Origin of the sequence: Lentzea sp. NPDC092896 (assembly GCF_044754905.1) — a bacterium.
Classification (GTDB): domain Bacteria; phylum Actinomycetota; class Actinomycetes; order Mycobacteriales; family Pseudonocardiaceae; genus Lentzea.
This window is the reverse complement of the sequence record NZ_JBIVPX010000011.1, coordinates 42,730-62,857: the sequence shown is the minus strand read 5'-3', so window position 1 is coordinate 62,857 and position 20,128 is coordinate 42,730. Positions and strand designations below refer to the sequence as shown.

Genomic DNA, 20,128 nt, shown 5'->3' with positions numbered 1-20,128 from the left:
CCTCTCCCGCTCGGTGACCGAGCGCCGAGTGTAGGGGCGAGGACTCGGTGTGACCGAAGTGTGAGCGCCGCCGGGCACTGTGGTCATCAGCCGGAGCGATGAGCGTGACAGCGAAGTCTTGGGGGGCTGTCACGATCGCCGTGCTCCCTCCGGGCCGCCCCTCCCCAGTGGTGCGGTCCGGGAGGAAATCCGGTCATGGGGGGAACCGGACAGTCCCCTGCTGTTCGGTGAAGGCCCGCGGCTTCGGCTGCGGGCCTTATTTATTGCACCGGAAACCGGTGTCATCGAGATGCCAGCGGCGCGTGAGCGGTGTCCTGCAGAGTCCTGCCCAGCCGGTTCGGAAGAGTCAGAACTGGGGGTGACTCGACGGACCCGGTGCTGCCTCCCTCCCTCTTGGGCGCACCAGGTTCCGAGCCGGCGAACTGGAAAGGGCCCGCGGCTGATGCCGCGGGCCCTTTCCGTGCAACTGCGCCTAGTCCGACGGGAGCCAGGCGAACTGGATGCGCTGCTGACCGTGCTTGCGGGTCACCATCGTGCCCCGGCCGGGAGGCTGCGGCGACGGCTTCAGGTTGCCGATGATGTTGCCCTCCTCCTTCGAACCGGAACCGACGAAGATCGGCGCCGAGATCTCCTTCAGCTTGCCGATGATCGGGTCGTACATCGCGCGGGACGCTCCACCCATGCGGCGGACGACGACGACGTGCAGACCGACGTCCTTCGCCTGCGGGATGAACTCGGCCAGCGGCTGCATCGGGTTCGCGGCACCCTGCGGAGCGACCAGGTCGTAGTCGTCGACGACGACGAAGACCTCCGGGCCCTTCCACCAGGAGCGGTTCTTGAGCTGCTCCTGCGTCACGTCCGGGCCGGGCATGCGGTTCGCGAGCGAGCCGCGGACCTCCTGGACGTTCTGGGTGAACTGCGTGCCCGACACCGCGTAGCTGAGCAGGTGGTCGGTGTCGATGAAACCGAGCATCGTGCGGCGGTAGTCCGCGAGCAGGATCAACGCCTCGGACGAGGTGTAGCTCTGCATGATGCCGCGGACGATCGTGCGCAGGATGTTCGTCTTGCCGGACTCGCCGTCGGCCAGCGCGAGGAAGTGCGGGTCCGCGTCGAAGTCCAGGTAGACCGGCGCGAGCTCGTCCTCGTTGACGCCGACCGGGACCAGGTGGCCGCGGTTGGGGAGGATCTGCTGGACGTGCGCCATGAACTGCGCGTGGTCGAGCAGGTCGGGCAGCATCCGGACCTGCGGGGCGCGCGGGCCCTGCCAGGCCTGGTTCAGCTTGTGGCTGAGGTCCTGGACACCGGAGACCACCGTGCTCGCGTCCTGCGAGGTGTCGATGCGGGGCAGGCCGACGAGGTAGTGCAGCTTGCGTCCCGTGGCACCGTCGACGGTGATGCCGCGGCCGGGCCGGCCGGGCGGCACGTTGACCGCCACCTTGCGGTCGACCTCGGACTCGCTCGGGTCACCGAGCCGCAGCTCGAAGCGCGTGCCGAGGAGGTCCTTCATGGCAGGCCGGATCTCCGCCCACCGGCTCGCGCCGACGATCACGTGCACGCCGTAGGACAGACCCTGCGCGGCGAGCGCCTGGATCTGCGGCTCGACCATCTCGAACTCCTGGCGGAAGTTCATCCAGCCGTCGACGATCAGGAACGCGTCACCGAAGGAGTCGTCCTTGATCTCACCGCGACGCTTGCGGTTGCGGAACTCGCCCAGCTCGATGCGCTGGTCGCGCCAGCGGAGCTCGCGTTCCGCGATCAGGGTCTGCAGCTCGGCCACCATGCGGCGGACCTTGTCGACGTCGAGACGACCGGCGAAGCCACCGACGTGGGGCAGGTCCTCCATCGCGGCGAGCGAACCACCACCGAGGTCGATGAGGTAGAACTGCACCTCCTCCGGCGTGTGGGTGAGCGCCATCGACGCGACGAGCGTCCTGAGCATCATCGACTTGCCGGACTGCGGGCCACCGACGACCGCGCCGTGACCGGCCGCACCGGAGAAGTCCGCCCACAGCAGGTCGCGGCGCTGCTCGAACGGCTTGTCGACCACGCCCAGCGGGACCTGCAGCGTGCTGTTGGCCGGGTAGCCCGGCGACGTGAGACCGCGGTCGGGGGTCACGTCGAGCGGCGGCAGCATCGTGTCCATCGTCGGCGGCTCGTTGAGCGGCGGCAGCCACACCTCGTGCGCGGGCGGGCCCTGGCCGACGAGGCGGTCGACGATGAGCTCGAGCTGGGTCGGCTCGTTCGCGTCCTCCTTGACCGGCGCGGCCTCGACCTTGACCGGCTCGATCGGGCGCTCGGGCTCCTTCGGGATCTCGATGAAGTCCGGCACGAAGAAGCGCGGGCGCTTGTCACTGCGCACGGCCACCGACTCACCGGCGGACTGCATGCCGGCGGGACGGTAGGTGCCCGAGACGTAGAGCGCCTTGAACCTGGTCAGCGGCATGCCCTGCACGCTCAGGTAACCCGAACCCGGGATCGGCGGGAGCTCGTAGGCGTCCGGCACACCGATCGCCGCACGGGACTCCGCCGCGTTGAACGTCTTCAGACCGATCCGGTACGAGAGGAACGTGTCCAGACCGCGCAGCTTGCCTTCCTCGAGTCGCTGCGACGCGAGGAGCATGTGCATCTGCAGCGACCGGCCGACACGACCGATCTGCAGGAAGATGTCGATGAAGTCCGGCTTCGCCGTCAGCATCTCGGAGAACTCGTCGATGCAGATGAACAGCGCGGGCAGCGGATCGAGCTGGGCGCCGTTCTCACGGGCCTTCTCGTAGTCCCAGACGTTCTTGTAGTTGCCCTTCGCCAGCACCTCCTGGCGACGCGACACCTCGCCCTCGATGGCGTCCTTCATGCGGTCGACCAGGCTCAGGTCGCCGGCGAGGTTGGTGATCGTCGCGGCGACGTGCGGTGCCTTGTCCAGACCGAGGAACGTCGCACCACCCTTGAAGTCGACGAGGATCATGTTGAGCGCCGTCGACGAGTGCGAGGCCAGCAGGCCGAGCACCAGGGTGCGGAGGAACTCCGACTTGCCGGAACCGGTCGCGCCGATGCACAGGCCGTGCGGGCCCATGCCGTCCTCGGCCGCTTCCTTGATGTCGAGCTCGACCGCCTGGCCGTGCTCGCCGATGCCGAACGGGATGCGGTAGCGGTCGCGCTTGGGCCGCGGCCGCCACGCCTGCTGCACGTCGAACGTGATCGGGTCGCCGGGGATGCCCATGAACTCGAGCAGCGGCGGGTTGTTGGTCATCGCCAACGGGTCCTCGCCCGAGTCGCCACCGGCCTCACCGGCGGCACCCATGCGGTACGGCGAGAGCCGGCGGGCGAGCGCCTCGGACTCCACGATGGAGAGCCGGTCCGGCGCGCCGAACCACTCGACACCGCTCGCGGAACGGGCACCCAGCTGGTTGTTCTCGACGACCAGGCGCAGGCCGCGCCGCGCCGTCAGGTTGCCGAGGCACTCGTTGAGGTCCAGCAGCGTGACGCCGACCAGACCCTCCTCGAGGATGATCATCTCTTCGCGGCTGATGTCGCCGTCGTCGATGACGATCACGATGTGCGGCTGGTCGGGCGGCGGCGGGGCGTTGCGGGTGAACCGCTGGCGGTCGCGCAGGTTCTCGTCCAGCATCGCCTCGATCTCGGCGAGCGAGTTCGCCATCATGCGGCGCTGGCCGATGCCGTCGATGTCGGTGGGGTGCTGCGCGTGCGGCAGCCACTTCACCCACTCCCACAGCTGCTTGGTGCGGCCCGCGCTGACGACCGCGATCAGCAGGTCGTCCGGGGCGTGGAAGGTGACGAGCTGGGCGAGGAGGGCGCGCGCGAGGTCGCGGCGGTCCTCGATCTCGCCGAGCAGGCCGACCGCGGCGAACCCGCGCAGTGCGATGGAGATCGGGAGGTCGGGCACGAGCGAGTGGGCGCGCACGAAACGGCGCAGCGCCAGCGTCGCGATCGGTTCGAGCTCCTCGACGGGACCGGTCTGCGGCGGCACCAGGCGGGTGGCGAGGCGCTGCGAGCCCCGTCCCGCGCGCAGGTGGCAGAAGTCCGGGTCGTTCTGGCGGCGTTCCCACATGCGGCGGGTGGTGGCGAGCGACCACAGCATCTGCGGGTCCGGGTGCACCCACTCGCGTTCGGCGCGCTGCTCGTCGGCGGCCTCGCGGGCGCGGTCGCGCATCTGGCCGAGGTACCGCAGGTAGTCCTTGCGGTCCTCGTTCATCTCGGCTTTCTTCTGGCCCTTGCCCGAGCCCATGCCGCTCGCCATCATGCCGATGGTCGAGATCATCATCATGCCGGGCATGATCATCGCCGCGGGCTGCCGCGGCATGAACACGAGCATCATGCCCATCATGCCCATGGACGCGACGATCATGACGACGGGCATCGCCTTCATCATGATGTTGCCGGGGATGATCCGGGGGACCTCGGGTGGCGGTTCGAGGTGTACCTCACCGCCAGGAGGCCGGGGAGCAGCAAGGCGTGCCGTTCGCTTGAACTGCAGCGTGCTCAACTGACAGGCACCTCTTCGACTCGTTACGCCACCAGTAGCAACCGACACTATTGCGCATCCGCGCGCGTCACGAAGGTGGGTCGGGAAAAAACCCAGTCGAACGTGTTCTGCAAACGACACGTGCAAGAGACGTCGGTGCGGCCATACTAGGGCCGCCCGGCAACCGTCCGAGTGGACCAATAAGGTCGGGCACATTGTTTGCAAGGCTGATCTGACTTAGGGGGCCCTGGTGGCGACCGGTACGACGGTGTTCAGCCGTGTCACGGTGGTGGCACCTCGGACGCGTATCGACGTCGCGCTACCTGCCGACGTGGCGGTGGCCGATCTCCTGCCGATGCTGCTGGACATGGCGAGAGAGGCCACTCCGGACGGTGGCGTCCGGCACGGTGGCTGGTGCCTCGCCAAGCTCGGCGACAACCCGCTCGACCCGGCGCGCACGCTCGCGTCGCTCGGCGTCGTCGACGGTGAGCTGCTGCAGTTGCGGCGTCGCAACGAGAATCCGCCGCCGCCGTTGTACGACGACGTCGTCGACGCGATCGCGGAGTCCGATCCGGACTCGTTCCGGCCCTGGACCAAGGAGACCGCGCAGCGGTTCGGTCACCTGGCCGGCGCGCTCGCGCTGATCGCGTCCGCGGTGGCGTTGTTCCTGTCCGGGCCGGTCACGCAGGCCGGTTCCGGCAGCGGTATCGCGGCCGCCATCGCCGGTGGTGTCGGCGCGATCGCCATGCTGGCGGCGGGCGCGACCATCGCGCGGGCCTACAGCTCGGCGTCGACCGGTGTGCTGATCGCCGCGTGCGGTTCGCTGCCGCTGGCGTTCGTCGCGGGCTTCCACGCCGTGCCCGGTGTGGGCTTCAGCCCGAAGATGCTGCTCGCCTCCGCGCTGATGATGATCTTCGCGTGGGGCGGGATCCTGCTCATCGGGCAGGGCATCACGGTGTTCATCGCCGCGGCGACCGGCGGCACGCTCGTGGCGCTGGCGTTCCTCGTCTCGACGTTCGTCGAGCACCCGCTGTCCGGTGTGGCCGCCGCGACCGGTGCCGTGGCGCTCGCCGCGCTGTCGATGCTGCCGAGTCTCACGCTGCGGCTGGCCAAGATCCCGCCGCCCGTCGTGCCGACGAACGCCGAGGACCTCAAGGAGGACAGCGGCTTCCCGGAGTACGCGGTCATCGAGCGTCGCACGGCCGTCGCGCACGAGTACCTGACGGGCATGATCATCGGCACCGGCGTGGTCGCGGCACTGGCCGCCATCGTCGCCGCGTCCGCCGACACGGTCTGGGGCCCGATCTACGGCGTGGTCGTCGCGATCGTGCTGATGATGCGCGGCCGGGCGTACGCCAACGGCGCGCAGGCCGTCGCACTGCTGTCGACCGGCATGTTCGCCAGCGCCGGCATCCTGATCGGCTGGCTGATCTCGTCGACCTCGTTCAACCGCATCGCGTTCGTCTTCGGCGCGCTGCTGGTGCTGGGCGCGCTCGCGCTGGTGCTCGGTGTGATCTTCCCCGGCCAGAAGTTCTCGCCGCCGTTGCGCCGCACCGTCGACATCATCGAGGCGATCCTGATCGCCTCCGTGCTGCCGCTGGCACTGGCGGTCATGGACATGTACCAGGTGTTCCGAGGTCTGATCACGCTATGAGGGCCGGCATCAGGCGCACCACGGCGGCAGCGACCGCCGGACTGCTTCTGCTGACGGGGACGCTGCCACAGGCCTCCGCTCAGCCGTCGTCCACGTCGGCGACCACGCGGGCGAACTCGGTGCCGCCGGACCTGCCGGCCGGCACCCCGCCGCCCAACGACGACGGCAAGCCGGACGTCAAGTACGAGCGCACCTCGAAGGGGTGCGTGGAGTCCGACACCAAGAGCGAACTGATCGAGTACATGCCCTGGGGCCAGGTCTACCTGAACCTCGACCAGGCGCACCGGTTCGCCAAGGGCAAGGGCATCAAGATCGCGATCATCGACACCGGTGTCGACCCGCGCAACCCCCGCTTCGGCGGCAGGGTCCAGGGTGCCGGTGAGTACGTCTTCGGCAACGCGAACGGCACGGACGACTGCGACGGCCACGGCACCGAGGTCGCCGGCGTCGCCGCCGCGGCCAAGACCGAGGGCGACTTCGTCGGCGCCGCACCGGAAGCGACGATCCTGGCGATCCGCCAGACCAGCGACCGGTTCGAGTTCAAGGGCGACGCGAACAACGAGAAGCGCGCGTCGGCCGGCAAGGTCGGCACGCTCGCGATGGCCATCGTGCGCGCGGCGAACCAGGGCGCCAACGTCATCAACATCTCGCTGACGAACTGCAGCTCTCCCAAGCTCTTCAGCGATGACGACAAGAAGCTGCAGGCCGCGATCCGGTACGCCGTGGACGTCAAGGACGTGGTCATCGTCACGGCGGCCGGCAACCTGAGCGACCAGGGCACCGGCTGCGCCGCCCAGAACAACAACATGGACCAGAACAACGTCAACTCGGTGTCGTCGCCGGCGTGGTTCGCGAACGACGTGCTGTCGGTGGGATCCATCGCGCGTTCCGGCGACGTCTCGTCGTTCAGCGTCTGGGGTCCGTGGGTCAGCATCGCCGCGCCGGGTGAGGAGATCATCTCCGTCGACCCCAAGGGCACCGGCCTGACGAACGCGAACGTCACCGCGCAGGGCGTGCAGGACATCAAGGGCACGAGCTTCGCGTCCCCGTACGTCGCGGGGATCACGGCGCTGGTGCGCGAGCGGTTCCCGAAGCTCAAGGCGCGCCAGGTGATGGAGCGCCTCAAGGCCACGGCGCTGCACCCCGGCGGACTGACCGGCAAGGACAACAAGGTCGGCTTCGGCATGATCAACCCGGTAGCCGCGCTGACCGCGGTGCTGCCCGCCGAGGCCGCCGGTTTCAAGGCGCAGGAGCCGAAGGAGCTGACCACCAGCGTCACTCCGCCGCAGGGGCTCGACTGGCCGCCGATCATCGTGGCGCTGAGCGGCATCGGTGCCGGTGGCATCCTGCTGGCGCTGACGTTGTTCGTCCGCAACTCGCTCAACCGCAAGCGCAGAAGCACCGCGTAGCGTTCGGGACACGACGAGAAGGGCCCCGCCGGAACTCACCGGCGGGGCCCTTCTCGTTGATCTGGAGGAGTTTCAGTCGTCGTCACCGATCGTCTTCGGCGCGGCCTTCTTGGGTTTGCCGAGCAGATCGTCGATCGAGCCGGTCAGCCGCTGCTTCGGCTTGTGCTCCTTGTCGCCGCCCTGCTGCCCGCCACCACCCATGCCACCCATCATCGGCGCCATGCCGCCGCCCATCATGCCGCCGCCGGAAGCGGCCCCAGGACGGCCACCAGCGGCCGCGGCGGCCTGTCCGGCCCCAGCACCCTTGTCCGCCAGCGGAACCTGCTCAGCGACGCCTGTGGCGCCTCCGAACTGCATCGGCTGCTGGGCCGCGGCGGCAGGCGCGCCGACCGAACCGACTCCACCGGCACCCACACCGCCACCACCGCCGCCGACCGGGACGCCACCGGACGCGCCACCGCCTGACGCGGCACTGCCCGCGGCGGCCGTGGCCGAGGCCTTCGCCGGTTCGGGCATCTTCGTCTCGGGCTTGGCCGGCGCCGTGTAGGTCCAGTTCTGCTCGGGGTACTTGTGCTCCATCCGGACGGCCTCGAAGCCGCCGGCCTCACCGGAGACCCCGTCGCACAGCTTGAGGAACGCCTCCAGCACCTGCCGCGCGGACTCGTGCAGTTCGCGGACCGGGTGCTTGAGCTCCTCGATGTGCCTGATCGCGCGCTGGTCGCCCTCCATCGGCAACGAGGCCGTGCCGGACACCGAGTCGGCGGCGTCGGCGAGCACGTGCGCCATGTCCTGCACGATGACCCGCACGCCGTCCGCGGTCTCCTCCAGCGCGTCCGCCATCGCGTTCATCGCGTCGGACAGGTCGCCACCCGCGAGGCCCACCTTGCGCATGTGGTCGAGGAACGCGTCGGCGTCCTTGCCCTCCCACCGCGCGTCGACCCCGCCCAGCGGCTCGGAGACGTGCTTGTTGACCGCCTCGGTCACCTTCGCGGCCTTGCGCCAGCGTTCGGCTTCCTCGCGCAGGTCGTTCCAGTCGCCCACCAGCGGGTCGAAGAAGTCGTGCACGAGGTCCACGACACCGAGCTTGCGGCTCACCCGTGAGAGGTAGTCGAGCTCGGGACCGACCTCGGCCGCGATCTGCTTGCCGTCCTTGACCACAGCTCCCCCTACCGCCGGTCGGCCTTCTTGATGGCCTGCAAGCTCTCCTCGTCGCCCTGCCCGTGCTGCGCGGCGACGGCGTGCAGGCCCTTGGAAGCCGCGTCGAGCGCCTCACAGGCCCGGCCGAGCTGCGAGTTGAGCAGCTCGGCGGCACGCGCGTAAGCCTGGGCGGTACCGACGGTTCTGCCGATCTCGCCGAACGACTGCGGGCGCAGAGGGGACACCTTCATGGCGTCCCGCACCCGCCTCAGATCGTCCGTCGTCCCGTCGATGCGGTCGGCGTACTTCTCCAACCACTCGGCATCGACGCTGATCCGACCGGCCACGACTCTGTCCCCCCTACGAAAAACTCCGGGTGCGTTTCGTCGCATTCGACGGTGATGCACCCGGAGCGGTTCCGCTACTTCTGAGCTACTTCTGAACGGCCGCCTGCGGATCCTTGATGGTGCCCTTGGGCGCCGGGATCGAGTCGTAGCTGCGGTTGGCCTCGTTCTTGTTGAGCTGCGGTCCCATCGGCAACAGGCTCAGGATCTGGTTCGGAGCCGGCGGGAACGTCCCGTCGAGACCCAGCGCCGCCGCGGTGCCGCCGTCCGGTACGCCGTAGCGCACGCCGCGACCCGTCACGACCTGCACCGGTCCGGTGCCGAAGTCACCCTTGCCCTGGCTCGCCCGCACGACCGCGGCCTTGCCCGGCAGCATCAGGAACTGGTCGATGATCTCGCCGGCCGCACCCACCGCGTTCAGCTCGACCGGAGCCATGTCCTTGGGGCCGGGCAGCTTCGAGCCGATCGTGACCGTCGTGTGCTCGGCCTTGGTCTGCTCGGTGTAGTTGTCGGCCTTCCAGCCCAGGCACAGCACGGTGTTGCCGGCGTTCGCCTCGAGCGTGCTGGGGATCTGCTTCGGGAAGGAGTCGAGCTTCAGCGGGTTCTTCGGGTCCTTGTGGTTCGCGATCGCGCTCGGCGAGAGCCTGACCGACTTGTTGTTGTTCGAGTACGCCCAGCGCAGCAGGTCGCCGACGGTCTCGTCGACGGTCTGGAAGCCGTCCTCGAGCGCCACCATGGACTCGAAGCCGTTCTGCCGCTCGACCTGGACGACCTCACCGATCTTGACGGTGGTCTCGGTGACGTAGGTCGCCTGCTTGCCCTGGTTCGGGATGATCGGCGCGGCCAGCGGGGAGACCTCGGGGATCGTCGTGAGCAGCGCCGTGCTGATCGACCGCGCCTGCTTGCCGCCCAGCTTCAGGGCGTTGACGACCTTGTCGTTCTTGAGGTCCACCTCGGCGCGGACCGTCGACGACGAGATGTCGGTGCGGCTGTCCGGCTTCTTGTAGATCAGGTACGTCTTCTTGGCGCCGTTCTGCTGTTCCACCAGCACGGCTTCCTCTCCCAGCTGGGAGTTGCCCTCGCTGACACCCGCGATCACCGAGGTCTTGATCTCGTTCTCCGCCGCCTGGTTCTCGCGGAACTCGTCCAGGTTCAGGGTGTCGCAGACGGACCACTGCGCGTCGATCCGCAGGTTCTGCTTCGGCAGCACGTCCGGCGCGTCCGGCAGACCGGTGAGCCTGCCGCGCGGAAGGTTCGCCAGGGCCGACTCGCTCACCAGCTTCGGGATGCCGCCGGCCGCCTCCTGGGGAGCGCCCGCGGTGCCGGCCGGTGCGTCGCCGCCGCCCTGACCCTGCTGCGCGTCCGGGTTGTTGCGCGAGTACCAGAGCAGCCGGGCCGACGCCAGGTTCGTCATCGGGACCAGGCGCCGCGGCGCGCTGTCGACGACGTAGACCTGGCCGGTCTCCTTGCTGATGGCGATCTGGGTCTGGTCGTCCAGCCGCGGTGCCGGGCTGAAAAGACCGACCACGAGGAAGCCGATCAGACCGACTACGCCCAGCACCACACCCACCGCTGTCGCGCGCGAGTGGTTGCGCATGGGGTCGTGCAGCATCACAGCGTCTCTGCGGACAAGTGCTGACTGCATCCGCCGCAGGACGAATTGGTAGGCCTGGACCTGTGACTTGGTGGTGGGTGTTGATGCCATTCTCGGCTCGCTGCTCTCCCAGTCGCGGTACGGTTCGGCAGGATAGCCGGACGCAGGTTGCTCCGTGGGCCGGTTCGCCAAGCCCACCGACCATCGAGGGGAAAGAGACCACAACGGATGTCCGTGACCACTCCACATCCGCCCCGGCCCAACCCAGGGATGGCACGGCCGCAGGGACCCGCGGGTCCTGGCCAGCAGGCACCCGCGCCTCCGCGTCCGGTCGGGCGTGTCCGTCGCAGAGCCGCGGGCGTGAGCCTCGGCTCGTTGCCCGTGTCGAACGTAGTCACGATCGAGGTCGGTCTCGCCATCGCCCTCCTCGTGCTCGCGATCATGGGCGTCAAGGAGGCCAACGGCGCGCTGAACGTCGTCTCCGTCTCGATCGCCGGCGGTGTGCTCCTCATCGCACTGATCCTGGCGTTCACCCGATCGCGTGGTCGCTGGCTGACCCAGTGGATCGGCGTCCGGCTGCGCTACAACTTCCGGTCGCACACCCGCACCGCGAAGCGCCAGGAGCAGACGGAGTCCAAGCCCGGTGACGACGAGTTGCAGGTGCTCGGCCCGGAGGACCCGCGCGTCGCGTTGCTGCGCCTCGCGATCCCGGACCTGGTGATCGCCAAGGGCGTCGACCACGAACGCCGTCCGCTCGCGCTGTCGTGGCACGACGGCGTGTGGACCGCGGTGCTGCTGGTCGACCCGACGCCACCGCTGATCTCCGCGGTCGGCTCGGCGCCGTCACTGCCCCTGGGAGCGCTCACACCGTGCCTCGAGGACCGCGGTGTCGTGCTCGACGCGATCACCGTGATCTGGCACTGCTACCCCGGCAGCGCGGCACTTCCGCCGAACTCGCCGGCCATCAGCTCGTACATGGAGGTGCTCGGCCCGCTGCCCGCGGCGGCCCGGCGCACCACGTGGATCACGGTCCGGCTGGACCCGCGCCGCTGTGGCGAGGCGATCCGGGAGCGCGGCGGCGGCGTCGTCGGCGCACACCGCGCGTTGATCGGCGCGTTGTCCCGCGTCCGCAACGCCCTGGAGTCCGCCGGTGTGACGATCCGCCCGCTCGACTCGGACGAGCTGCTGCGCGCGGCGATCTCGTCGGCCGAGCTGACCGCGGCCGTCGGCAACACGAACCCGGTGTCGCTGCGGGAGAAGTGGAAGGGCGTCACCGCGGGTGGCGTCGGTCACGCGAGCTACGCGATCACCGGCTGGCCGTCGAAGGGCCTCAAGGGCAACCTGAACTCGCTGACCGGTGTGCGCGCTCTCTCGTCGACGCTCGCGATGTCCATCTCACCGTCCCGTGAGGACGGTCAGGTGTCGCTGCGCGGCCTGGTGCGGGTGTCCGCCCGCACGCCGAGCGAGTTGGACAGGGCCGAGGACCAGCTCTCGAAGCTGGGTGACAAGCTCGACATCACGCTGACCCCGTTGCGGGGCATGCAGCTCGCGGGTCTCGCCGCGACGCTGCCGCTGGGAGGTGTGGCATGAGCTCGTCGTCCCGTCTGCTCGACACGCGCGGCCGAGGCGCGGTGGCTCCGGAGTTCCTGGTGTCGCCGAACATGCTCGACCTGGTCAGCCCCAGCGGCGACCGCGGCGGCATGATGCTCGGCCAGGGCACGCAGGGCGAGCCGCTCAGCGTGTCCGTCCTGCGCCCGACGCCGACCCGCATGGTGGTCGTCGGCGGCCTGTACCTGGCCCGCCAGATCGCGTTGCGCGCCATGGCGACCGGAGCGTGGATCATCATCGCGACGGGCCGCCCGCAGGCGTGGCAGCCGGTCGTGCGCGCCGCGGGCCAGGGCCCGGACGGCCGTCCGTCTCAGTTGGTGCAGTTGCGCCGACTGTCCCCGGCGGACCTCCCGCGCCCGACCGAGGACATGCCGCTGCTCGTGATCCACGACGGCGGCCACGTCCCGCAGGAGCTGTTCCCGCCGCGCGCGGCGTGGCAGACCACGATGTACGTGCTGCCGTACCTGCACCCGCAGGCGTCGTCCACGGCGAACAACGCGGACCTCGTGCTGCTGCAGCGCCTCCCGATGGGCCAGGCCCAGCTCGCCGGCCAGATGTGGCGCCTGCGCCCGCAGATGTTCCAGCAGCTGACGCAGCTCAAGGACGACCAGGTCATCGCGATGGGCCAGGACATGTGGGCGCACCTGCGCCTCTACACGACCCCGGCCGAACAGCAGATCCTCGGAGCAGTGCGCCGAGGCGATTGAGACGCTCGGCAATATAGGCGAAACTTGCGCCCCGAACGGACAACCGTTCGGGGCGCAATTGTTTTGTAAAGAGATCAGCTGCACCAACTAATTCACATCACTGAGCAAATCTGTTGATTCGCCATTCGAAGGCAATTTCGTGGACCTTCTTGTGCGAAATCAGTCCGCGCCACTAAGAAAACTCTCACCTGCACAACCCTGCGACGAGGGAGCTTGCTGCTATGGGAGAATCGTGGGCCAGACGAGCGGCCGGAATCGGACTGGTGGCGGGCACTGCGCTCGTCCTGTCGTCCGTCTCCGCCACCGCTGCGCCCGAGGGGGAGATTCGCAACCTCGGTGCGTCCAACGCGGTGAAGGACAACTACATCGTCGTCCTGAAGGACATCAGCACGTCAAGCGCGGAGAACCTCAGCGCTAAGTACGGCGCGCAGGTGAAGCACACTTACAAGTCCGCTTTGCGCGGTTTCTCGGCGCAGATGTCCGAGACCCAGGCCAAGCGCCTGGCCGCAGACCCGGCCGTCGCCTACGTCGAGCAGGACGGCCAGGTCCGCATCTCGGAGACGCAGACCCCGACCCCGTCCTGGGGCCTCGACCGCATCGACCAGCGCACACTCCCGCTGGACAACAGCTACACCTACCCGAACCGCGGCGCGGGCGTCACCGCCTACATCATCGACACCGGCATCCGCCTCACCCACACGGACTTCGGCGGCCGCGCCGTGTCGGGAACCGACACCGTTGACAACGATGCCGACGCCACGGACTGCAACGGCCACGGAACCCACGTCGCGGGCACCGTCGGCGGCACGAAGTTCGGCGTCGCGAAGGACGTGAAGCTGGTAGCCGTCCGAGTCCTGAACTGCTCGGGCTCCGGCACCTTCGCGGGCGTCATCGCCGGCATCGACTGGGTCACCGCGGACGTCCAGGCCAACCCGGCCCGCAAGCCCGCGGTGGCCAACATGTCCCTCGGCGGCGGCGCCAACCAGACCGTCGACGACGCCGTGGCCCGCTCCATCGCCGCAGGCGTCACCTACGGCCTGGCAGCAGGCAACGACAACGGCGGCAACGCCTGCAACACCTCCCCGGCCCGCACCCCGGAAGCCATCACCGTGGGCTCAACGGACCGCACCGACGCCCGCAGCTCGTTCTCGAACCTCGGCACCTGCCTCGACATCTTCGCCCCAGGCCGCGACATCACGAGTGCCTGGCTCACGAACGACGAGGCCACCAACACCATCAGCGGCACCTCGATGGCCACTCCCCACGTAGTCGGCGCGGCGGCCGTCTACCTGGGCTCGGCCCCCACCGCCACCCCGCAGCAGGTCCGGGACGCCCTCGTCGACAACGCCAGCTCCGACGTTGTCACCTCCCCCGGCACCGGCTCGCCGAACAAGCTCCTCCAGATCACCGGCACGGCCCCCGGCAACCCCCCGGGCCAGTGCCCGGCAGTCACGAACGACACCGACACGGCCATCCCGGACGCCAGCGAGGTCAAGTCGGCAATCACCATCGCCGACTGCAACGGCAAGGCCAGCACCACCGGCTCCGTGAAGGTGGCCATCAAGCACACCTACCGGGGCGACCTGGAACTGTCCCTCATCGCCCCCTCAGGCACCGTGAAGGTCCTGAAGGTCTCCAGTGGCTCGGACGCAGCTGACGACGTCAACGCCACCTACGCGGTCAACGTGGCAGCCGAGGACGCCAACGGCACCTGGCAACTGCGAGTCCGCGACCTCTACCGCCAGGACACGGGCTACATCGACTCGTGGACGCTCGACATCTAAGCCAGCCGCACCACCCCTCGGAGCCCCCGGTCCCCCCGCCGGGGGCTCCTCCCTTTCCGAAGCAGGAGAGGGCCACCACAACGCAGGCAGGCTCACACAGGGGTCCCCTTGGATTCAGGATCCCCCGCGACCCAACCTAACGAGCAGGTCTGACACTCCCGCAAGCAAAGCGAGGGTGAGCGCCAGACCATCCGCGACGCCGAAGGCGAACAGTCAGAGCGCGCGCCACGCAAGCACCTGATCGATCGCGATGCCGAAGGCGAGCAGTTCTTACCAAGCGGGCAGGCGGTGGGGTCCCATCACGAGTCGCATCACAGCACTTGCTGCATGCGAGAAGGGGTGTCAACTCGACACGCTTTTCGTCGAGTTGACACCCCTTCTCGCATGTGGCCCGCTCTTGGTGCGGCTCGTGATGGGACCCCACCGCACCCCACACACCAAAGCAACACGCAGCCGCCCAAATCAACAGGCGTGCCATCTACCCGCGCGTGGCGTGGACCCCCTGATCAGATTGCCGGGGTCTGGGGCAGAGCCCCAGGGGAAGCACGCAACCGCAAGGTCGCCGCCCGCAAGGCGACCACGGACGGCAAATCCCAACGTCACGTGCTCAGAGGATCCGACAACGTCCGAACCCGCCGAGTCGCCTCAGCCCGAGCCGCCAACTCCGAATCCCCAGGAAAATCCACCCGCACCAGCGACAACCCATGAGCAGGAGCCACGGTGACCCCGCTGGCGCGCCCACTGAGCGACAACAACGAGGAAGGCCACTCAACCGCCTTCCTCCCCTCCCCAACAGCCAGCAACGCCCCGATGAGCGACCGAACCATCGAGTGGCAGAACGCGTCAGCGGACACGAACGCCGTGATCACGCCATCAACCTCGGATCGCACCAGCTCAAGCCGCTGCAGCTCCCGGATGGTCGTGGCCCCCTCACGCCGCTTGCAGAACGCGCAAAAGTCGTGCTCCCCCAGCAAAAGCCCAGCGGCAACGTTCATGGCGCCAACGTCCAGCGGACGAGGCCAGGCCAGGGTGTCCAACCGCCGCAACGGATGCGCGCCGAAGTCAGCATCCGAAACCCGGTACTCGTAGTGCCTCCGCAAGGCAGAAAACCGAGCGTCAAAGGCGACAGGCACCACCCGAGCACCGAACACCCGCACATCGGAGGGCAACGCCCGAGCCAACCGCTTGGGCAACGCATCAACATCAACCGACGAAGGCAGATCAGCGTGTGCAACCTGCCCAGACGCATGCACCCCGGCATCGGTGCGCCCGGCCACGGTCAGCGAGACGTCCTCCCGCAGCACCATCGAGAGCGTGTCCTCGAGAACGCCGCAAACGGTCCGCCGCGAAGGCTGCCGAGCCCAGCCGGAGAACTCGGTGCCGTCGTAGCCCAGGTCGAACCGCACACGAACAAGCCCGCCGCCCCCAGCAAGGGGAGCGGCGGGCTCGTCAGCGGTCGAACCGGTCAGGACTTGTCCTTCGACTCGTCCTTGGCCTCGTCGTCCTTCGCCTCTTCAGCCTCAACGGCCTCAGCGGTCGGCTCGCCGTCAACCTCGACGGCGTCCTCGGCCTTGGTCTCGTCGGCGTCAGCCTCGACGACAGCGGCCTCGGCCGGCTTCTCGTCCTTGGCGAACTTGGTCTTGCGCGCAGCCTCGGCCTCGGTGGAGACGAGCTTCTGCTGCACCAGCTCGATGATGGCCATGGGGGCGTTGTCGCCCTTGCGCGCCAGCGTCTTGGTGATGCGGGTGTAGCCACCGGAGCGGTCGCTGAAGAACGGACCGATCTCGGCGATCAGCTTGTGCACGACGTCCTTGTCGCGGATCACCTTCATGATCTCGCGACGGTTGTGCAGGTCGCCGGCCTTGGCCTTGGAGATGATCTTCTCGGCGTACGGACGCAGCCGCTTCGCCTTGGCCTCAGTGGTCTTGATCCGGCCGTGCTGGAACAGCGCCGTCGCCAGGTTGGCGAGCAGCAGCCGCTCGTGCGCCGGAGACCCACCGAGCCGGGGGCCCTTGGTAGGGGTGGGCATCGCTTGCTCCTGTAGTAACTAAAAGAGATCCTCTAGCTCTGAATCAGAGCGTCAGAGCTGCTCGGTCTCCGCGTAGTCCTGACCGTCGTCGTGCGGGTCCAGGCCGGTACCGGCGCCCCAGCCCGTGTCACCGGGGTGGTAGTCGGCAGCAGCCGCGGACGGGTCGAATCCAGGAGGCGAGTCCTTCAGGGCGAGACCGAGGCCGACGAGCTTCATCTTGACCTCGTCGATCGACTTCGCACCGAAGTTGCGGATGTCCAGCAGGTCCGCTTCGCTGCGCGACACGAGCTCGCCGACGGTGTGGATGCCTTCCCGCTTCAAGCAGTTGTAGGAACGGACCGTGAGGTCCAGATCCTCAATAGGCATCGCGAACGCGGCGATGGTGTCGGCCTCGGCCGGCGACGGGCCGATCTCGATGCCCTCGGCGTCGATGTTCAGCTCGCGAGCGAGACCGAACAGCTCGACCAGGGTCTTACCCGCGGAGGCAACTGCGTCCCTCGGAGTGATCGAGGGCTTGCTCTCCACGTCGAGAATCAGCTTGTCGAAGTCCGTCCGCTGCTCGACACGCGTGGCCTCGACCTTGTACGTCACCTTGAGAACCGGCGAGTAGATCGAGTCGACGGGGATGCGGCCGATCTCGGCGCCCGCCTGCTTGTTCTGGACAGCCGGGACGTAGCCGCGACCGCGCTCGACGACGAGCTCGATCTCCAGCTTCCCCTTGCCGTTCAGGGTCGCGATGTGCAGGTCGGGGTTGTGCACGGTGACACCGGCCGGAGGCACGATGTCGCCCGCGGTCACCACACCAGGGCCCTGCTTGCGCAGGTACATGGTCACCGGCTCGTCCTCTTCGGACGAGACGACGAGCTCCTTGAGGTTCAGGATGACGTCGGTGACGTCCTCCTTCACCCCGGGAACCGTGGTGAACTCGTGCAGCACGCCGTCGATGCGGATGCTCGTGACAGCAGCACCGGGAATCGACGAGAGCAGCGTGCGGCGGATCGAGTTGCCGAGCGTGTAGCCGAAGCCCGGCTCCAGCGGTTCGATGACGAACCGGGAACGGGTCTCGGAGACCGCTTCCTCGGCGAGCGAGGGGCGCTGGGAAATCAGCACTGGATTCAACCTTTCGACAACGACGCCCGCTATTTGACGCCGTCAACAACAGCCAGCCACGAAGACCGGCAAACGCACTCGGCACACCCTTCGCGCCGATGCGGGACCCGACCCGAGCCACCGTCCAAAGCAGACGGTGGCTCGGAGAGGATCACTTCGAGTAGAGCTCGACGATGAGCTGCTCGGTGACAGGCGTGTCGATCTGCGCGCGCTCGGGCAGCTGGTGCACGAGGATGCGCAGGTTCGAGGCGACGACCTGCAGCCAAGCGGGAATCGGGCGGTCACCGAAGGACGCGCGAGCAGCCTCGAAGGGCAGCGTCGGCATGGACTTCGGCTTCACGTCGATGATGTCGAACTTCGACACCTGGTAGCTCGGGATGTTCACCTTGTGGCCGTTGACCAGAAAGTGCCCGTGGCTGACCAGCTGGCGAGCCTGGCGACGCGTGCGGGCGAGGCCCGCGCGGTACACCACGTTGTCGAGGCGGGCCTCGAGGATCTGGAGCAGGTTCTCGCCGGTCTTGCCGGGGCGACGAACCGCTTCCTTGTAGTAGCGGACGAACTGCTTCTCAAGGACGCCGTAGGTGTAACGAGCCTTCTGCTTCTCCTGGAGCTGCAGCAGGTACTCGGACTCCTTGACCCGACCGCGGCCGTGCTGGCCGGGCGGGTACGGACGGCGCTCGAACGCCTGGTCCCCACCAACGAGGTCAACCTTGAGGCGACGCGAGATACGCGTCGCAGGTCCCGTGTAACGAGCCATTAGTTCTTACTCCTCCCCGTGCCTCAGACCCGGCGCCGCTTGGGCGGGCGGCAGCCGTTGTGGGGCTGCGGGGTCACGTCCTGAATGGTGCCGACCTCGAGACCGGCGGCCTGCAGCGAACGGATCGCGGTCTCGCGGCCGGAGCCGGGACCCTTCACGAACACGTCCACCTTGCGCATGCCGTGCTCGGCGGCCTTGCGGGCGGCGTTCTCGGCAGCCATCTGCGCCGCGAACGGCGTGGACTTGCGCGAGCCCTTGAAGCCCACGTGGCCGGCGGACGCCCAGCTGATCACGTTGCCCAGCGGGTCCGTGATGGACACGATGGTGTTGTTGAACGTGCTCTTGATGTGCGCCTGGCCGTGCGAGACGTTCTTCTTTTCCTTGCGCCGGATCTTCTTGACCCCGGCGCCCGTGCGGGACTTCGGTGGCAAAACGAGCTCCTAAGTTGAGGGCAGTAGACGCGAGGTCTTACTTCTTGCCGGCCTTCTTCTTGCCGGCGACAGTCTTCTTCGGACCCTTGCGGGTACGGGCGTTCGTCTTGGTGCGCTGACCGCGAACGGGCAGGCCGCGACGGTGCCGAAGACCCTCGTAGCAGCCGATCTCCATCTTGCGACGGATGTCGGCCTGAACCTCACGGCGAAGGTCACCCTCGACCTTGTAGTTCGTCTCGATGTGGTCCCGCAGCTTGGCGAGGTCGTCGTCCGTCAGATCCTTCACCCGGAGGTCCGGGGAGATCTCCGTGGCGGCGAGCAGCTCCTTGGAGCGCGTACGACCGATGCCGAAGATGTAGGTGAGCGCGATCTCCATCCGCTTTTCGCGGGGGAGGTCGACGCCAGCGAGTCGTGCCATGTGGCGATTAACTCCTGTCGATTACTTCCAGGTCTGCTCCTCGCCCAATTCCGGTGACTGACTCGCTATGTCGTTCCGGCTGCTCTCACAGCCGGTGTCCCGGCCCCGGCCTGGAATCCGGGGGTGTCCGCACGCTGGAAGCCCTGCGTGCGGTAGGTGCGAGGAGATTCTCGTTACTGCGTCATCGAGGATCTCGACGAGCGCGCGGTGGAGCTGCTCAGCCCTGGCGCTGCTTGTGGCGCAGGTTCTCGCAGATCACCATGACCCGCCCGTGACGGCGGATCACCTTGCACTTGTCGCAGATCTTCTTGACGCTCGGCTGGACCTTCACGCCTGAGATCTCCTGCTACTGGAGGTCACTTGTAGCGGTAGACGATGCGCCCGCGGGACAGGTCGTAGGGCGAGAGCTCCACGACAACCCGGTCCTCAGGGAGGATGCGGATGTAGTGCTGTCGCATCTTGCCGCTGATGTGCGCGAGTACCTTGTGACCGTTCTCCAACTCGACCCTGAACATCGCGTTGGGGAGCGGCTCGACTACGCGGCCCTCGACCTCAATGGCCCCGTCCTTCTTGCCCATGTCCTCCGCGTTTCGTGACAGTTGTAATAACCTTTGGACGCGCGTCAGCCCGGTTCGATCTCACCTGCAAGGGCATGACTGAACCGGC

The 20,128-nt window shown here is 68.1% G+C and carries 17 protein-coding genes; 5 read left to right on the top strand and 12 right to left on the bottom strand.

What is annotated here, in order from left to right; genetic code table 11:
- Positions 1–472: 472 nt before the first annotated feature.
- Positions 473–4,501, bottom strand: coding sequence for a type VII secretion protein EccCa (gene eccCa / locus ACIQF0_RS39350; RefSeq protein ID WP_401038662.1), 4,029 nt, complete (start codon positions 4,499–4,501; stop codon positions 473–475).
- Between the two features lie 229 nt (positions 4,502–4,730).
- On the opposite strand from eccCa, the gene eccD reads away from it, so the two are divergent.
- Together eccD and mycP are read left to right on the top strand one after the other, a co-directional pair.
- Positions 4,731–6,134, top strand: coding sequence for a type VII secretion integral membrane protein EccD (gene eccD, locus ACIQF0_RS39345; protein ID WP_401038660.1), 1,404 nt, complete (start codon positions 4,731–4,733; stop codon positions 6,132–6,134).
- Positions 6,131–7,543 (top strand): type VII secretion-associated serine protease mycosin, encoded by a 1,413-nt coding sequence (gene mycP, locus ACIQF0_RS39340; RefSeq protein ID WP_401038657.1) that lies wholly within the window; start codon positions 6,131–6,133, stop codon positions 7,541–7,543. The genes eccD and mycP overlap by 4 nt, the downstream gene beginning before the upstream one ends.
- A gap of 72 nt (positions 7,544–7,615) precedes the next feature.
- Here mycP and ACIQF0_RS39335 read toward each other — a convergent pair whose 3' ends face one another.
- The 3 genes from ACIQF0_RS39335 to eccB all read right to left on the bottom strand — a co-directional run bounded on the left by ACIQF0_RS39335 (position 7,616) and on the right by eccB (position 10,729).
- Entirely contained in the window at positions 7,616–8,701 is a 1,086-nt protein-coding gene (locus tag ACIQF0_RS39335) for a WXG100 family type VII secretion target (RefSeq protein WP_401038655.1), read from the bottom strand.
- A gap of 8 nt (positions 8,702–8,709) precedes the next feature.
- The gene (locus ACIQF0_RS39330) at positions 8,710–9,027 is read right to left on the bottom strand and encodes a hypothetical protein (RefSeq protein ID WP_401038653.1); all 318 of its coding nucleotides are present in this window, start codon (positions 9,025–9,027) and stop codon (positions 8,710–8,712) included.
- Between the two features lie 85 nt (positions 9,028–9,112).
- Positions 9,113–10,729, bottom strand: coding sequence for a type VII secretion protein EccB (gene eccB / locus ACIQF0_RS39325; RefSeq protein WP_401038651.1), 1,617 nt, complete (start codon positions 10,727–10,729; stop codon positions 9,113–9,115).
- A 270-nt stretch (positions 10,730–10,999) separates the two neighbouring features.
- Between eccB and eccE the strand changes: the two genes are divergently transcribed.
- From eccE to ACIQF0_RS39310, 3 genes are all read left to right on the top strand, one after another.
- Positions 11,000–12,208 (top strand): type VII secretion protein EccE, encoded by a 1,209-nt coding sequence (gene eccE / locus ACIQF0_RS39320; RefSeq protein WP_401038650.1) that lies wholly within the window; start codon positions 11,000–11,002, stop codon positions 12,206–12,208.
- Positions 12,205–12,933: a hypothetical protein gene (locus tag ACIQF0_RS39315; protein ID WP_360048345.1), complete on the top strand. Its 729-nt coding sequence runs from the start codon at positions 12,205–12,207 to the stop codon at positions 12,931–12,933. The genes eccE and ACIQF0_RS39315 overlap by 4 nt, the downstream gene beginning before the upstream one ends.
- Positions 12,934–13,154: 221 nt before the next feature.
- The gene (locus ACIQF0_RS39310) at positions 13,155–14,717 is read left to right on the top strand and encodes a S8 family peptidase (protein WP_401038649.1); all 1,563 of its coding nucleotides are present in this window, start codon (positions 13,155–13,157) and stop codon (positions 14,715–14,717) included.
- 599 nt (positions 14,718–15,316) lie between these two features.
- Here the strand turns inward: ACIQF0_RS39310 and truA are convergent.
- From truA to infA, 8 genes are all read right to left on the bottom strand, one after another.
- Complete coding sequence (truA, locus tag ACIQF0_RS39305) at positions 15,317–16,123, bottom strand: tRNA pseudouridine(38-40) synthase TruA (protein ID WP_401038647.1); 807 nt, start codon at positions 16,121–16,123, stop codon at positions 15,317–15,319.
- A gap of 59 nt (positions 16,124–16,182) precedes the next feature.
- Positions 16,183–16,746: a 50S ribosomal protein L17 gene (rplQ, locus tag ACIQF0_RS39300; protein WP_319976926.1), complete on the bottom strand. Its 564-nt coding sequence runs from the start codon at positions 16,744–16,746 to the stop codon at positions 16,183–16,185.
- 51 nt (positions 16,747–16,797) lie between these two features.
- Complete coding sequence (locus tag ACIQF0_RS39295) at positions 16,798–17,856, bottom strand: DNA-directed RNA polymerase subunit alpha (protein ID WP_030478322.1); 1,059 nt, start codon at positions 17,854–17,856, stop codon at positions 16,798–16,800.
- A 151-nt stretch (positions 17,857–18,007) separates the two neighbouring features.
- Complete coding sequence (gene rpsD, locus ACIQF0_RS39290) at positions 18,008–18,613, bottom strand: 30S ribosomal protein S4 (RefSeq protein ID WP_045309822.1); 606 nt, start codon at positions 18,611–18,613, stop codon at positions 18,008–18,010.
- A gap of 23 nt (positions 18,614–18,636) precedes the next feature.
- A complete protein-coding gene (gene rpsK, locus ACIQF0_RS39285; RefSeq protein ID WP_030478320.1) occupies positions 18,637–19,044 on the bottom strand; it encodes a 30S ribosomal protein S11 in 408 nt (135 codons plus the stop codon).
- Positions 19,045–19,081: 37 nt separating this feature from the next.
- Entirely contained in the window at positions 19,082–19,462 is a 381-nt protein-coding gene (rpsM, locus tag ACIQF0_RS39280; protein WP_089915254.1) for a 30S ribosomal protein S13, read from the bottom strand.
- A 217-nt stretch (positions 19,463–19,679) separates the two neighbouring features.
- Positions 19,680–19,793 (bottom strand): 50S ribosomal protein L36, encoded by a 114-nt coding sequence (rpmJ, locus tag ACIQF0_RS39275; protein ID WP_010148647.1) that lies wholly within the window; start codon positions 19,791–19,793, stop codon positions 19,680–19,682.
- Between the two features lie 25 nt (positions 19,794–19,818).
- Positions 19,819–20,040 (bottom strand): translation initiation factor IF-1, encoded by a 222-nt coding sequence (gene infA, locus ACIQF0_RS39270; RefSeq protein WP_005166804.1) that lies wholly within the window; start codon positions 20,038–20,040, stop codon positions 19,819–19,821.
- Positions 20,041–20,128 lie beyond the last annotated feature (88 nt).

Coding starts and splice junctions, on each gene's coding strand:
- mycP (WP_401038657.1), top strand. CDS start 6,131: ATGAGGGCCGGCATCAGGCGCACCACGGCGGCAGCGACCGCCGGACTG.
- eccB (WP_401038651.1), bottom strand. CDS start 10,729: ATGGCATCAACACCCACCACCAAGTCACAGGTCCAGGCCTACCAATTC.
- ACIQF0_RS39315 (WP_360048345.1), top strand. CDS start 12,205: ATGAGCTCGTCGTCCCGTCTGCTCGACACGCGCGGCCGAGGCGCGGTG.
- ACIQF0_RS39310 (WP_401038649.1), top strand. CDS start 13,155: ATGGGAGAATCGTGGGCCAGACGAGCGGCCGGAATCGGACTGGTGGCG.
- rplQ (WP_319976926.1), bottom strand. CDS start 16,746: ATGCCCACCCCTACCAAGGGCCCCCGGCTCGGTGGGTCTCCGGCGCAC.
- rpsD (WP_045309822.1), bottom strand. CDS start 18,613: ATGGCTCGTTACACGGGACCTGCGACGCGTATCTCGCGTCGCCTCAAG.
- rpsM (WP_089915254.1), bottom strand. CDS start 19,462: ATGGCACGACTCGCTGGCGTCGACCTCCCCCGCGAAAAGCGGATGGAG.
- infA (WP_005166804.1), bottom strand. CDS start 20,040: ATGGGCAAGAAGGACGGGGCCATTGAGGTCGAGGGCCGCGTAGTCGAG.